We start from the raw sequence: 12,305 nt of genomic DNA, 5'->3' as shown, positions 1-12,305 counted from the left end.
GCGCGTCAGCGCCTGCGGCCCAGCGTGATCACGTCCGGGATCAGCCGATTCGGCAGCGGCCGATGCACCTTCCGCTGATCCAGTACATCGAATCCCGCGTCCCGCAACAGTTCCCGGGTCTCGCCGGGGGCGGGGGCGTGCGCCGGGGCGAAACTGTTGCGGGTGACCTGCTGGATCCCGCGCGCCAGCGGACCGCTGTAGTGCATCGTGGCGATGACCACCAGACCGCCCGCGCCCAGTACCCGGGCGAATTCGGTCACGGCGGCCCGCTGATCGAAGAAGTGGAACGCCGTGGTCGTGACGATCGCGTCGAGCGCGCCGTCGTCGAAGGGCAGACTCTCCGCCGTCGAGTGCAGCCAGGTGACCAGCGGATTCCGCGCGCGGGCCTGCTCCAGCATCCCCGGCGACGCGTCCACCCCGAACACCTGGTCCGGTTGCAGCTCCCGCTGGATCCGCGCGGCGAGAATGCCGGTGCCACAACCGATATCGGCGATCCGGCGGGACCGGTTGCGGCGCAGCTCGGCGATCGTCTCGTCCTGCGGCGGCCGATAGAACACCTGCTGCACGAGCGCGGTGTCGTAGACCCGCGCGAGACGGTCGAAGGAGCCGGTGATCACTTCGTTGAAGCCACGGGTCGGTGCGGTGCTGTTCATAGGCTGGTCCCAGTCTGCGATGCGCACGACCCGCGGAGGTCCGCCGAGCCGTCGGATGATCGAGTCGAACGGATTATCCGCCGCCGCGGTCGCGGACCGCGCGCCGGGCACCGCGCCGCCGTGCGCCGGGCCGGCCGCGGCGGCCCGGCTGCCGCGATGCGAGCCCTGCCGAGCGTCCCCTGCCGGAGCACTTCGAGCCCCGCCGAGCATCCCGGGCCGGAGCCGGGGTGTCCGCGCCCGCCGCGCACTGGTGTCGGGGGTCGGCGGTAGCGTCGGGGCATGAGGATTCGCGGAGCCGTACTGGAACAGATCGGGGCGCCGGCGCCCTATGCGGACTCGAAACCCATCGTCGTCTCGGAGCTGGATCTCGCCGAGCCCGGTCCCGGTGAGCTGCTGATCCGGATCGAGGCGGCCGGCCTGTGCCATTCGGACCTGTCGGTGGTGGACGGCAACCGGGTGCGTCCGCTGCCGATGCTGCTCGGGCACGAGGCCGCCGGCCGGATCGAGCAGATCGGCGGCGACGAGAGCGATCTGTCGGTCGGGCAGCGGGTGGTGATGACCTTCCTGCCGCGCTGCGGCCGGTGCGAGGGGTGCGCCACCAACGGCCGCACCCCCTGCATTCCCGGCAGTATGTCGAACAACGCCGGTGAGCTGCTCGCGGGCGGCCGCCGGTTGCTGCGGCACGGCGAGCCGGTCAACCATCACCTCGGGGTGTCCGGCTTCGCCACCCACGCGGTGGTCGACCGGCACTCGGTGGTTCCCGTCGACGACGACGTGCCGCCCGAGATCGCGGCGGTGCTGGGCTGCGCGGTGCTGACCGGCGGTGGCGCACTGTTCAATTCGGCGAAACCGGGCCGCGGCGACCGGGTCATGGTGGTCGGCCTCGGCGGCGTGGGCATGGCGGCCGTCCTGGCCGCGGCCTCGCTGCGCGCGGAACTCGGCACCGAGGTCATCGCGGTCGACACGCTGCCGGAGAAGCTGGCGCTGGCCACCGAACTCGGCGCCACCCGCGTGTTCAGCCCGGCGGAACTGGCCGAACAGCATGTCCAGGCCGAGATCGTGGTCGAGGCCGCGGGCAACGTCCGGGCCTTCGAGACCGCCGTCGCCGCGACCGCGCCGGGTGGTGTCACCGTCACCGTCGGTCTGCCGAATCCCGAAGCGCGAGCGAGCATTTCGCCACTCGGCCTGGTCGCCCAGGGCCGGTCCATCGTCGGCAGCTATCTCGGTTCGGCGGTGCCGTCCCGCGACATCCCGGAGTACGTGCGCATGTGGCGCGCGGGCCGCCTGCCGGTGGAGCGGCTGATCTCGACCCGGATCGGCCTGGACGAGGTCAACCACGCGATGGACGAACTGGCCGCGGGCCACGGCCTGCGTCAGGTCATCATGTTCGACTGATCGCCGCCCGCGGCCGCGTGACCGGCGTGCCGATCACCGATCCGCGGACCGATAGGCTCTCGATCGGAACGACTTCGATCCGCAGGTATGTGAGGAGTGGGCAGGTGACGACGAACCGGATCCGGGTGGGTGTGCTCGGCGCGCAGGGCAGGGTCGGGCAGGCGATCTGCGCGGCCGTCGAGGCGGCCGCCGATCTGGAACTGGTGGCCCGGGTCGACAAGGACGACGCGCTGGACGCGTTCACCGCGGCCGGTACCCAGGTCGTCGTCGACTTCACCCACCCGGACGTGGTGATGCCGAATCTGAAGTGGCTGATCGACCACGGCATCCACGCCGTCGTCGGCACCACCGGCTTCGACGACACGCGCCTGGCCGAGGTGCGGGAGCGGCTGGCCGGGAACCCCGAGGTCGGTGTCCTGATCGCCCCCAACTTCGCGATCGGCGCGGTCCTCACCATGCGGTTCGCCGAACAGGCCGCGCGCTGGTTCGAGTCCGTCGAGGTCATCGAGCTGCACCACCCGAACAAGGCCGACGCGCCGTCGGGCACCGCCTACCGCACCGCGGGCCTCATCGCGGCCGCCCGGCGGGCCGCCGGCGTCGGCCGCAGCCCCGACGCCACCAGCACCGCCCTCGACGGCGCGCGCGGCGCCGACGTCGACGACGTCCGGGTCCACTCGATCCGCCTGGCCGGCCTGGTCGCCCATCAGGAGGTGCTGTTCGGCACCCAGGGCGAGACCCTCACCATCCGGCACGACTCGATCGACCGCGCCTCCTTCGTCCCGGGCGTACTGCTCGGCGTCCGGCGTATCGCCGACCGCCCCGGCCTCACCGTCGGCATCGACCCGTTGCTGGACCTGTGAGCGCGTACGGGCCGGCGCGATGAGCGCGCCGGATCGGGGCGCCGGTGGCCGGGTGATCCGGGTCGTCGGCGTGATCGCCTTCCTCGTGCTCGCGCTGGCGTTCTACTTCGCCTTCCTCGGCCGGATCGCGCTCGATCTGCTCGGCACCGGCAAACCGGCCGCGATCGGCATCGGCGTCGGCGTGCTGATCCTGCCGATCATCGGCCTCTGGGTGGTGGTGAGCAGTATCCGCGCCGCCCTGGCCCATCAGCGCCTGGCCCGTCGCATGCACGACGAGGGCCTGGAACTGGACGCCTCCGAACTGCCCCGCCGACCGTCCGGCCGGATCGAGAAACCCGCCGCCGACGTCCTGTTCGAGCGCGTCAAACAGGAGTGGGAGGCCGACCCGGACAACTGGCGCACCAACTACCGGGTCGCCCGCGCCTACGACTACGCGGGCGACCGCGGCCGGGCCCGCGAGATCATGCGCCGCGCGGTCGATCTGGAGCGCGCCGAGCGCGAGGGCGGATAGCCGCGGATATCCGCCGTTCAGCGCGGTGGATGCACCCGCTGCCAGTGCTCGGCGATATCGATGCGCCGCGCGATCCACACCTTCTCGTGCCCCTGGACATGATCGAGGAATCGGTGCAGCGCCGCCGCGCGGGCCGGTTTGCCGACGATGCGACAGTGCAGCCCCACCGACAGCATCTTCGGGGCGCCCGCCGCGCCCTCGGCGTACAGCACGTCGAAGGCATCCCGGAGATAGCCGAAGAACTCGTCGCCGTTGGCGAAGCCGGCGGGGGAGGCGAAGCGCATATCGTTGGCCTCCAACGTGTACGGCAGCACCAGATGGTCGCGATCGCGCACCCGCACCCAGTACGGCAGATCGTCGGCATAGGAGTCCGAGTCGTAGGTGAAGCCGCCGTGCTCGACCACCAGTTCCCGGGTCTGCGGTGAGTCGCGGCCGGTGTACCAGCCGCGCGGTGGCTCGCCGAACAACTTCGTGACGATGCGGACCGCCTCCGCCAGATGTTCGCGCTCGGTCTCCCGATCGGTCAGCTGATACGAGATCCAGCGCAGCCCGTGGCAGGCGATCTCGTAGTCCAGGCGCCGGAACGCGGCCACCGCCTCCGGATTGCGTTCCAGCGCACGGGCGATCCCGAAGACGGTCAGTGGCAGGCCGCGACTCTCGAAGGCGCGCAACACCCGCCACAACCCGGCCCGCGAACCGTATTCGTAGAGCGTCTCCATACTCAGATGCCGATTCGGGAACGCCTGCGCCGGAACGATATCCGAGAGGAACGTCTCCGATCCGGCATCACCGTCGAGGACGTTGTTCTCGCCGCCCTCCTCGTAGTTGAGTACGAAGCTGACCGCGATATTCGCCTCGCCGGGCCAGTGCGGGTGTGGCGGGTGCTCGCCGTAGCCGACCATGTCCCGCGGGTAGTCGCCCATGTCGTAGATCCCTTCTCCGTGCGGATCGGCAGCGCCGCAGCGGTTGCCGGTCACCGCAGTCCGGCGCGCAGCCGGTCGCGCGCCGCCTCGGTCAGCGTGCCGAGCACCCGCAGCCGGGCGACCCCGCCGTCGGGGTACACGTCCAGCCGCACCTCGGTGACGGGTTCGGCCGTCGCGATCGGGAACCGGTGCCGGGTATCGGGTTGCAGCGTCGTGCGCGGCAGCAGTTCGATCTCGGTGCCGTCGGCCCGGATCCCGGTCAGCGTGGCCGCGCCGGGACTGTTGAACAGGTAGTAGGAGGTGTCGATCTCGACCAGCCGCGCGATGCCCTCGCCGGCCAGTCGCACCCGCACCCAGTCGTTGCCGTGGTCGCGCCGCCGCGCGGTCTCCCAGCCCTCGCCCATCACCCGGGATCGGTCCGGCAGCAACAGGTTCAGCGGTTGCGAGTAGAAACGGTTGGAACAATCGGTGACCAGGCCGCCGGACTCCAGTGCCGCGAGATCGATCGGTCCCGAATCCACCTGTCGCAGATCGGGTTTCGGCTCGCCGTGGATCCGCAGCCGGGCCACGCCGCCGTCCGGGTGGATCCGCAGCCGGACATGGGTGAACCGCTGCTCGCACTCGACCGGGAACAGGTTGACGCTGTCGCCCGCCACCTTGCTGCGCGCGACCAGCGGCGTCCAGCCGGTGCGCGCGGCGATCTCCGCGGCGGCCGGATAACCGTCGACGACCAGGCCGTCCACCGAGATCTCCGGCGGATAGTTGCCGGTGAACCACGCGGTGTCCACCACCACGCCGCGCACCACGCCCGGCACGCCGAGCCGCACGATCGCCGCGTCGCAGTCGTCGGCGGCCGGGGCCGCGCCGCCGGGGCCACGCCGGCGGCGGGTCTCCCAGCCGTCGTACACCTGGCCCTTGTGACCGAAGGTCGCGGGCCGGAACCCGGCCGCCTCCGGCCGGATGAGATTCTCCTTCTCCGCGAAGGATTCGTCCTCGGCCCAGATCACGGCCCCGCCGAGGGGGCGGACCGCCAGATCGGGCAACAGCAGGAAATCGGGTGCCGCATCGGTTGTGCCACTCACGGTTTCGGCAGGATCCTTTCGCGCAGGGCGGTGAGCACGTCGACGGTGAGGGCCGGGGCCATCGCCTCGATGTCGTCGGGGCCGAACGCCCCGCAGTCCAGTCCGCGCAGCACCACGGTCGCCAGCGCCTGCGCGGTGGCGGGCTCGTCGACGATGCCGCCGCGGGCGGTGTGCCGCTGCAGGTAGGCGTCGAGCCGGGGGACCGCGATCCGCTTCGCGGTCCGGAAGAACGCGTAGGTCGCCAGCCAGCGCGTCACCAGATGGCCGGGATGCATATCCCAGCCCTGGTAGTAGCCGCGTTGCAGCGAGCGGGTCACCAGCCGGTAGTGCCGGGTCACCGCGGCGGCCATCTGATCCTCGTCGCCGACCGGCAGCACCTGCGTGGATCCGTCGCACACCCATACCCCGGTCTGTGCGGCCGCGGCCTGCATCACCGATTTGGCGTGGTCGGCCGCCGGATGATCCAGCGCCTGGAACTGCGGGGAGATACCGCACGCAGCACTGTAATCGTAAGTGCCGTAATGCAATCCGGAACAACGACCGGCGCTGCGGTGGATCGCGCGGGCCACGGTGGCGGTGCCGTCGGTGGCGATCACCGCCTGCGGGCTCTCGATCTGCAACTCGAAACGCAAGGTGCCCGGGGTCAATCCGTGCGCGGACTCCAGCGCGGTGCACAACTGCACGGCGATGTCGACCTGGTCGGCCGCGCGGAACTTGGGGACGGTGAACACGAATCCGGTCGGGACCCCGCCCGCCCCGTCGAGCACCAGCTCCAGGGTGCGCAGCGCCCGCCGCCATTCGCCGCCGGTCAGGCCCTTGAGCCGGATGCCCCGGCCCGCCACCGTCGCGGGCAGCGCGTTCAGAATCTGCCCCGCCCGCACCGCATCCCGGTCCTCCGCGGTATCGCCGCGGGTGCCGTAACCGTCCTCGAAGTCCAGCCGCAGATCCTGGATCGGCCGGTGCTGCAACACATCCCGGACCCGGGCCAGCACATCGGTGTCGGCCAGCTCGGCGAGCAGATCGATATGGTCGTCGGTGAGTTCCATCGCGGCCGCGCTCCACTCGTGCGGCAATTCCTTGCTCGCGTCGGCGGCGCAGACGTAGGCGGTGTGGATCGGCTGTCCGGGCCGGTCGCCGGGATAGTTGCGGGCCAGTTCGGCGTCCACGGCCCGCACCCGGTCCGCGACCGCGTCGAGGAACTGCGGTGACAGCGCGGGCCGCGAAACCGCCACGCCGGCACCGTATCCGATGCCGGCTCCGTCATGGATGTCCTCGCTCATGGCATCGCTCCCTTGCTCCCGAAGGTGGACAGCATCCCGGTATACGGTTTGGGCGGCGGCGCGGCGAACTCACCACGCCCGGACTTGCGCAGTCCCATCGTGATCAGGCCCTGCACGGTGAGGGTGGCGGCGGCCACGCCGTCGACCACCGGCACCCCGATCTCCGCGGTCAGGTATTCGCACAGCCCGGCCATCCCGGCACAGCCGAGTACGACCGCATCGGAACCGTCGGCGGCCACGGCGTCCCGGCAGGCCTCGGCGATCACGGTCCGGACCAGCGGATCGTCGAGTTCGAGCACCGGGATGTCGGTGGCGTGCACGCCGCGGCAGAACCGCCGCATGCCGTAGCGCTCGGCCAGATCCTCGGCCTGCCCGACGGTCCGGGCCAGGGTGGTGACCACACTGAAACCCCGGCCGAGGTGCGCCGCCGCCTGCATTCCGGCCTCGGCGATGCCGATCACCGGCCCGCGGGCGGACTCGCGCGCGGCGTACAGTCCCGGGTCGCCGAAACAGGCGATGACATATCCGTCGACACCCTCGGCCTCCCCGCGCGCGATCTCGGCCAGCAGGCCCGGGAGTGCGAGCGCTTCGTCGTAATGACTCTCGATCGAGACCGGACCGGTGCGGGAGGTGGCCGACTCGATGACGACGTCCGGCCCGGCGACGGCGCGGGCGCAACGTGCGGCGAGTTCGGTCATGGCCGCTGTGGTGTTGGGATTGACGACGCGAATTCTCATGATCGCCATGGATTCGACGGTATCGGGCCGGTATTGCCGATATGTTGCAACCACCGTATATCTTACGGGGCCCGGTCTTCTAGGGGCTATCGGGTTCCGCGAACAACCCGATATCGGTGGGCAGCTCGGCCACCACCCGATTCAGCCGGTCGTGATGCTGTTCGGTTGCCGCGAGCAGGGCCTCGGCGTCCCCGGCCAGGAAGGCCGCCAGTTGCCGATGGTGATCGGCCTGTAACCGGGCGCGTTCGGCGGCGCTGATGTGCACCATCGGCTGCACCGGTTCGGTGATGTTCCAGGCGTATTCGAGCATGTGCACCAAGCGGGCCATGCCGGAGGGCCGGGTCAGCGCGAGGTGGAAGTTGCGGGTCTCGCGGTGGTAACCGGCGGGATCGTCGGCCTGCACCGCCTGTTCCATCCGCCGCAGCGCCTCCACCGCCGCCCGGTGGTCCTCGCCACCGGCCCGCTGGGCCGCGGCCGCCAGCGCCGCCGATTCCAGCCGTTCCCGCACCAGGTACAACTCCCGCAGTTCGGCGGTGGTCAGCCGGGTGACGGTGTAACCGAAATGCGGCCGATGCTCCACCAGACCCTCGCCGATGAGCGTCTGTAACGATTCGCGCACGGGAATCGCGCTGACGCCGAACAGTTTCGCGAATTCCCGCAGCGGCAGTCCGGTGCCCGGCGGCAGGCTCCCGCTCAGGACGAGCCGCCGCAGCGCGGCGAGGATCTCGGACTGGGTGTAGCCGCGATGCGGATCCTCCGGCGGCGGTACATCGGGTAACTGCGGCAGGCGGGGTCGAGAGGGCACCCTCGGTACGGTAACCGACCCCGGGGTACGCCGGGTGGCGTCGCGGGGTCGCTACGCTGGCGGCGTGACCCGGCTGCTGATCGTTCACCACACGCCGTCGCCGTTCCTGCAGGAGATGTTCGAGGCGGTGCTGGCGGGCGCGACCGACCCGGAGATCACCGGCGTCGACGTGGTCCGCCGGGCGGCGCTGACGGTCTCACCGGTCGACATGCTCGAGGCCGACGGTTACATCCTGGGCACCCCGGCCAACCTCGGCTATATGAGCGGCGCGCTCAAACACGCGTTCGACGTCTGCTACTACCCGTGCCTGGATTCCACCCGCGGCCGGCCCTACGGCCTGTACGTGCACGGCAATCAGGGCACCGAGGGCGCCGAGCGCAGCGTGGAGACCGTCACCACCGGGCTGGGCTGGGTGAAATCCGCTGCGCCGGTGGTGGTGTCGGCGAAGCCGGGCAAGGACGAACTCGAGCGCTGCCGGGAGCTCGGCGCTACCGTGGCGGCCCAGCTCATGCAGTGAATTCGTCCCCCGAATTCTGGTGTCTCACCGGATACCGCCGGTCCCGGGCATACTCGACCCGTGGAGGCGACAGCGGAAGATACGGTCGAACGGTCTGCGTCGGCGCCGCGCCGCATCGGCCTGGTGGAGGACCACGAGTCGGTGGCGATCGGGCTGGCGGCGATGCTGGCCGGCGAACCCGATCTGCAATTGGTGACCACCGCCGGTAACGTGCGCGAATTGCTCTCGGCGGCACCGGAATTGGATCTGGTGGTCCTGGATCTGCGGCTGGCCGACGGTTCCACGCCGGAACAGAACGTGCGGCAGTTGCGCGAGCGCGGGGTGGAGGTGCTGGTGTTCACCGGCGCCGACAATCCGTATCTGGTCCGCTCCGCGGCCCGGGCCGGGGTGCTCGGCGTCGTGCGCAAATCCGAGGATCTGCGGACCGTCGTGCAGGCGGTGCGGGCCGCCGCGTCCGGGCAGCAGGTGGTGACCACCGACTGGGCCGCCGCCATCGACGGCGATCCGCAGCTGTCCGATGTGGGCCTGAGCCCCCGCCAGCAGGAGGTGCTCACCCTGTACGCCTCGGGGGAGAAGGCCTCGCGGGTGGCCCGCATGACCGGCCTGTCCGAGCAGACCGTCAACGACTATCTCGGCCGGATCCGGCAGAAGTACGCCGACGCCGGCCGGCCCGCTCCCACCAAGACCGACCTCTACAAACGTGCCGTCGAGGACGGATGGCTGCCGGTACCCGAGCGCAATCAGCGCACATGACCACCGCGGGAGCCGTGGCGGCCCCCGTCCTGCGACCACGGTTCTGCCGCCGGGCCGGGGCGTGGTGGCGCGGCCGGGCGGGTATCGGATCGGATACCGCCGTCGTCGCCTTCGACCGGATCGTCCGGCGGCTGGGCCTGTCGGTCGGGCTCGCCGGGGTGATCATGGGCTCGGTCGAGGTCCCGGAGATCGCGGCACAGAATCGGGCGGCGGCGTTCTGGTGGGGGCCGACCGCGGCCGTGCTGGCCTTCGGCCTGCTGCCGATCCTGGCGCTGATCTCGCTGGGCGCCACGCCGCGCACGATCCGCTCGTTCGCCGGGATCGCCGCGCTGTGCTACCTGGCGGCGCTGGCGACCATGCCGTTCGCGCTGCACGCGCACGCGCTGGACGCCTCGGTGGTGTGGCTGTACCGGATGTCGCCGCTCGGTGTGCTGGCCGCGGGCCTGGCCTGGCGGTTGTCGATCTCGACCGGATATCTGGTCCTCGTCTCCGTGGCGGTCGCGCTGGCCGGTTACTACACCGTCGATCCGTTCACCGTGGCGGAGGTGACGACCACCGTGATGCGGGCCTTCGGCCTGTCGGCGCTGTTCCTGTGGGCGATCACGGCCGCGCTGGGTGCGGCGGCGCGGGTCGACCGGGAATCGGCCCTCGCCGGTCGGCGCGCGGCGGTGGCCGCCGCCGCGGCCGCCCGCGACCACGAGCACGCCCGGTTCGCCGCCCTCATCCACGACGCGGTGCTGTCGACGCTGCTGGACGCCTCGCGCGACGCCGAGCCCTCGGTGGTGCTGCGCCGCCAGGCCGAACACACCCTGACCCAGCTGGACGAGATCCGCGTCGACGTCCGCGAGCCCGACGTCCTGGACGCGCGCTCCGCGGTGATCTTCCTGCGCTCGGCGGTGCAGGAGGTGAATCCGAGCGTCCGCTTCGCCACCCGCACCTGGCCCGGTTTCGACGATCTGCGGATGCCGCTGCACACGGCGGCGACGGTGGCCGCGGCGCTCGGCGAGGCGGTCCGCAACAGCCTGCGGCACGCCGCGGTGCCGGGCCGCAGCGTGTATCGCACGGTCACCTGCACGATCAGCGCCGGCAGTATCCGGCTGGTGTTCGCCGACGACGGCGCGGGATTCGACGTCGCCCGGATCCCGGCGGACCGGCTCGGCGTCTCGGTGAGCATTCTCGGCCGCATGCGGCAACTGCCCGGTGGCGCGGCCTTCGTCGAATCGCAGCCCGGGGAGGGGACGACGGTGACCCTGGTGTGGGGTGGCGGTGGGCTCTGACGACGCCGAGGTCCGGTTCGGGCTGCGGGATCTGCTCGGGATGCGCGGCGGCGGGGCGTGGCTGTTCCTGCTGATGCTGGAGCTGACCATGGTGCTGTACATGGTCCGCAATCTGGCCGCCGCCTCCGTGGTGGCGGTGCTGGCCGGCACCGCGGTGATCGTGGTGGCCGGTGCGATGGTGCTGGTGATCCCGGTCGATCCGCTGCCCCTGCCGGTGACGGTGTTCGTCGCCGCGGCGGCGCCGGTCGCGACGCTGCTCACCGTCGGCAATCTGACCTCCGACGTCGCGCACCACATGATGTGGACCACCTACGCCTCGTCGTATCTGATGTCGGTCCTGGTGTTGCGCGGCCGGGTGCTGTCGGCGTGGCTCGGCATGGCCGGGGTGGCGGCGGTGATCGTCGCGGAGGCGGTGCGGGCCGATATGCGCGTCGGCGACGTGGTGGGTTCGGTGGTGCCGATCGGCACGCTCATCGCGCTGTCGGTGTTCGCGCTGATCATGCGGCCGACCCAGCGCTCGCTGCGAATCCTGCGGGAGGAGGCCACGATTCGCGCCGCCGCGGAGGCGACGATGGCCGCCGCCGACGGGGAGCGGCAGCGGCAGCTGAACCGGCTGGACCGGGTGGCCCGGCCCATCCTGGAACGGATCGCCGAGGGCGCCGAACTGACCCCCGCCGAACGGGAGGAATGCCGGCTGCTCGAGGCCGAACTGCGCGACGGCCTGCGGGCCCCGCAACTGGTCACCGACGAGCTCAGCGGCGCGGCCCGCGGCGCCCGATCCCGCGGCGTCGAGGTGATCCTGCTCGACGACGGCGGTTTCGCGGGCGTCCCGCAATGGGTGCGGCAGCGGGTGATCGACTCCGCGGTGCGGGAATTGGATGCGGCGAACACCGGCTCGGTCACGGTCCGGGTGCTGCCGCTGGGCCGCCGCGTGCTGGCGACCGTCCTCGCGCACTCGCCGCGGCACGATCGCCGCACCGAGATCGATACCGACGGTAACGTGACGGTATCGACCTGACGGCTATTCCTCTTCCGCCGGACGCCAGCCGCCGTAGCCCTGCCAGCGGCGCTGTTCGCGCAGGGCGCCCTGGACGGCGCTGGAGACCCAGGAGTTCAGGGACTGCCCGCTCTGGGAGGCGGCCTCCTCGGCGCGGGACTTCAGATTCTCCACCAGCCGGAGGGTGACCCGGCTGATGTCGCCGGTCATCTCCTCGAAGGTCTGGTGCGTCTCCTCGGCCCGGTCGCGGCGGATGTTGACGCGGGCTTCGGTGCCGTCCAACGTGATGTGCACGGTGCGGCCATCGAGTTCGGCGCTGATCTCGGCGGCGAGATCGGACAGCGCCGACAGCAGGGTGAGCCGGGCGGAGTTCTCGGTGGCGGCGGCCAGGGCGGCCGCGGTGGCCTGCGCTTTCTCGTCGCCGAGTGCGGCCGCGACGATCAGATCTTCGCGCAGGCGGGTGGTGTACTTCTCGAGGTCCATGACACCAGAATGACGCCATATCTGACGCCGCG

The 12,305-nt window shown here is 71.3% G+C and carries 14 protein-coding genes; 7 read left to right on the top strand and 7 right to left on the bottom strand.

The window, feature by feature from the left end; translation table 11 throughout:
- Nucleotides 1–5: 5 nt before the first annotated feature.
- Nucleotides 6–653: a class I SAM-dependent methyltransferase gene (locus tag G361_RS0124825; RefSeq protein ID WP_026343463.1), complete on the bottom strand. Its 648-nt coding sequence runs from the start codon at nt 651–653 to the stop codon at nt 6–8.
- A 279-nt stretch (nt 654–932) separates the two neighbouring features.
- On the opposite strand from G361_RS0124825, the gene G361_RS0124820 reads away from it, so the two are divergent.
- The 3 genes from G361_RS0124820 (at nt 933) to G361_RS0124810 (ending at nt 3,419) form a co-directional block, all read left to right on the top strand.
- A complete protein-coding gene (locus tag G361_RS0124820) occupies nt 933–2,048 on the top strand; it encodes an alcohol dehydrogenase catalytic domain-containing protein (RefSeq protein WP_019929817.1) in 1,116 nt (371 codons plus the stop codon).
- Between the two features lie 104 nt (nt 2,049–2,152).
- Complete coding sequence (gene dapB, locus G361_RS0124815) at nt 2,153–2,908, top strand: 4-hydroxy-tetrahydrodipicolinate reductase (protein ID WP_369797928.1); 756 nt, start codon at nt 2,153–2,155, stop codon at nt 2,906–2,908.
- Nucleotides 2,909–2,927: 19 nt separating this feature from the next.
- Complete coding sequence (locus tag G361_RS0124810) at nt 2,928–3,419, top strand: hypothetical protein (RefSeq protein ID WP_019929815.1); 492 nt, start codon at nt 2,928–2,930, stop codon at nt 3,417–3,419.
- A gap of 17 nt (nt 3,420–3,436) precedes the next feature.
- Here G361_RS0124810 and puuE read toward each other — a convergent pair whose 3' ends face one another.
- The 5 genes from puuE to G361_RS0124785 form a co-directional block, all read right to left on the bottom strand.
- The gene (gene puuE / locus G361_RS0124805; protein ID WP_026343461.1) at nt 3,437–4,342 is read right to left on the bottom strand and encodes an allantoinase PuuE; all 906 of its coding nucleotides are present in this window, start codon (nt 4,340–4,342) and stop codon (nt 3,437–3,439) included.
- A 50-nt stretch (nt 4,343–4,392) separates the two neighbouring features.
- Nucleotides 4,393–5,424 (bottom strand): allantoicase, encoded by a 1,032-nt coding sequence (gene alc, locus G361_RS0124800; RefSeq protein ID WP_019929813.1) that lies wholly within the window; start codon nt 5,422–5,424, stop codon nt 4,393–4,395.
- Nucleotides 5,421–6,704 (bottom strand): DUF6986 family protein, encoded by a 1,284-nt coding sequence (locus G361_RS0124795; RefSeq protein ID WP_019929812.1) that lies wholly within the window; start codon nt 6,702–6,704, stop codon nt 5,421–5,423. The genes alc and G361_RS0124795 overlap by 4 nt, the downstream gene beginning before the upstream one ends.
- Nucleotides 6,701–7,441, bottom strand: coding sequence for an aspartate/glutamate racemase family protein (locus G361_RS0124790; protein ID WP_026343459.1), 741 nt, complete (start codon nt 7,439–7,441; stop codon nt 6,701–6,703). Before G361_RS0124790 ends, G361_RS0124795 begins: the two co-directional genes overlap by 4 nt.
- A gap of 79 nt (nt 7,442–7,520) precedes the next feature.
- Complete coding sequence (locus G361_RS0124785; protein ID WP_019929810.1) at nt 7,521–8,246, bottom strand: GntR family transcriptional regulator; 726 nt, start codon at nt 8,244–8,246, stop codon at nt 7,521–7,523.
- A gap of 64 nt (nt 8,247–8,310) precedes the next feature.
- Between G361_RS0124785 and G361_RS0124780 the strand changes: the two genes are divergently transcribed.
- The 4 genes from G361_RS0124780 to G361_RS0124765 are packed head-to-tail and all read left to right on the top strand — an operon-like array spanning nt 8,311 to nt 11,811.
- Nucleotides 8,311–8,763, top strand: a complete 453-nt coding sequence (locus tag G361_RS0124780; RefSeq protein ID WP_026343458.1) for a flavodoxin family protein — start codon at nt 8,311–8,313, stop codon at nt 8,761–8,763.
- A gap of 60 nt (nt 8,764–8,823) precedes the next feature.
- On the top strand, nt 8,824–9,516 hold the full coding sequence (locus tag G361_RS0124775) for a response regulator transcription factor (protein ID WP_019929808.1): 693 nt from the start codon (nt 8,824–8,826) through the stop codon (nt 9,514–9,516).
- Complete coding sequence (locus G361_RS0124770; protein WP_019929807.1) at nt 9,513–10,793, top strand: sensor histidine kinase; 1,281 nt, start codon at nt 9,513–9,515, stop codon at nt 10,791–10,793. Before G361_RS0124775 ends, G361_RS0124770 begins: the two co-directional genes overlap by 4 nt.
- Nucleotides 10,777–11,811: a hypothetical protein gene (locus G361_RS0124765; protein WP_019929806.1), complete on the top strand. Its 1,035-nt coding sequence runs from the start codon at nt 10,777–10,779 to the stop codon at nt 11,809–11,811. Before G361_RS0124770 ends, G361_RS0124765 begins: the two co-directional genes overlap by 17 nt.
- Before the next feature lie 3 nt (nt 11,812–11,814).
- On the opposite strand, the gene G361_RS0124760 is transcribed toward G361_RS0124765, so the two are convergent.
- Nucleotides 11,815–12,273 carry a toxin-antitoxin system HicB family antitoxin gene (locus tag G361_RS0124760; RefSeq protein ID WP_019929805.1) on the bottom strand — a complete coding sequence of 153 codons (459 nt, stop codon included), beginning with the start codon at nt 12,271–12,273 and terminating at the stop codon, nt 11,815–11,817.
- Nucleotides 12,274–12,305: the final 32 nt, after the last annotated feature.

Source organism: Nocardia sp. BMG111209, from assembly GCF_000381925.1.
In the GTDB taxonomy this organism is placed as follows: domain Bacteria; phylum Actinomycetota; class Actinomycetes; order Mycobacteriales; family Mycobacteriaceae; genus Nocardia.
This window is presented reverse-complemented; position numbering and strand designations above follow the sequence as displayed.

Coding starts and splice junctions, on each gene's coding strand:
- G361_RS0124770 (WP_019929807.1), top strand. CDS start 9,513: ATGACCACCGCGGGAGCCGTGGCGGCCCCCGTCCTGCGACCACGGTTC.
- G361_RS0124795 (WP_019929812.1), bottom strand. CDS start 6,704: ATGAGCGAGGACATCCATGACGGAGCCGGCATCGGATACGGTGCCGGC.
- puuE (WP_026343461.1), bottom strand. CDS start 4,342: ATGGGCGACTACCCGCGGGACATGGTCGGCTACGGCGAGCACCCGCCA.
- G361_RS0124760 (WP_019929805.1), bottom strand. CDS start 12,273: ATGGACCTCGAGAAGTACACCACCCGCCTGCGCGAAGATCTGATCGTC.
- G361_RS0124820 (WP_019929817.1), top strand. CDS start 933: ATGAGGATTCGCGGAGCCGTACTGGAACAGATCGGGGCGCCGGCGCCC.
- G361_RS0124790 (WP_026343459.1), bottom strand. CDS start 7,441: ATGAGAATTCGCGTCGTCAATCCCAACACCACAGCGGCCATGACCGAA.
- G361_RS0124810 (WP_019929815.1), top strand. CDS start 2,928: ATGAGCGCGCCGGATCGGGGCGCCGGTGGCCGGGTGATCCGGGTCGTC.
- G361_RS0124825 (WP_026343463.1), bottom strand. CDS start 653: ATGAACAGCACCGCACCGACCCGTGGCTTCAACGAAGTGATCACCGGC.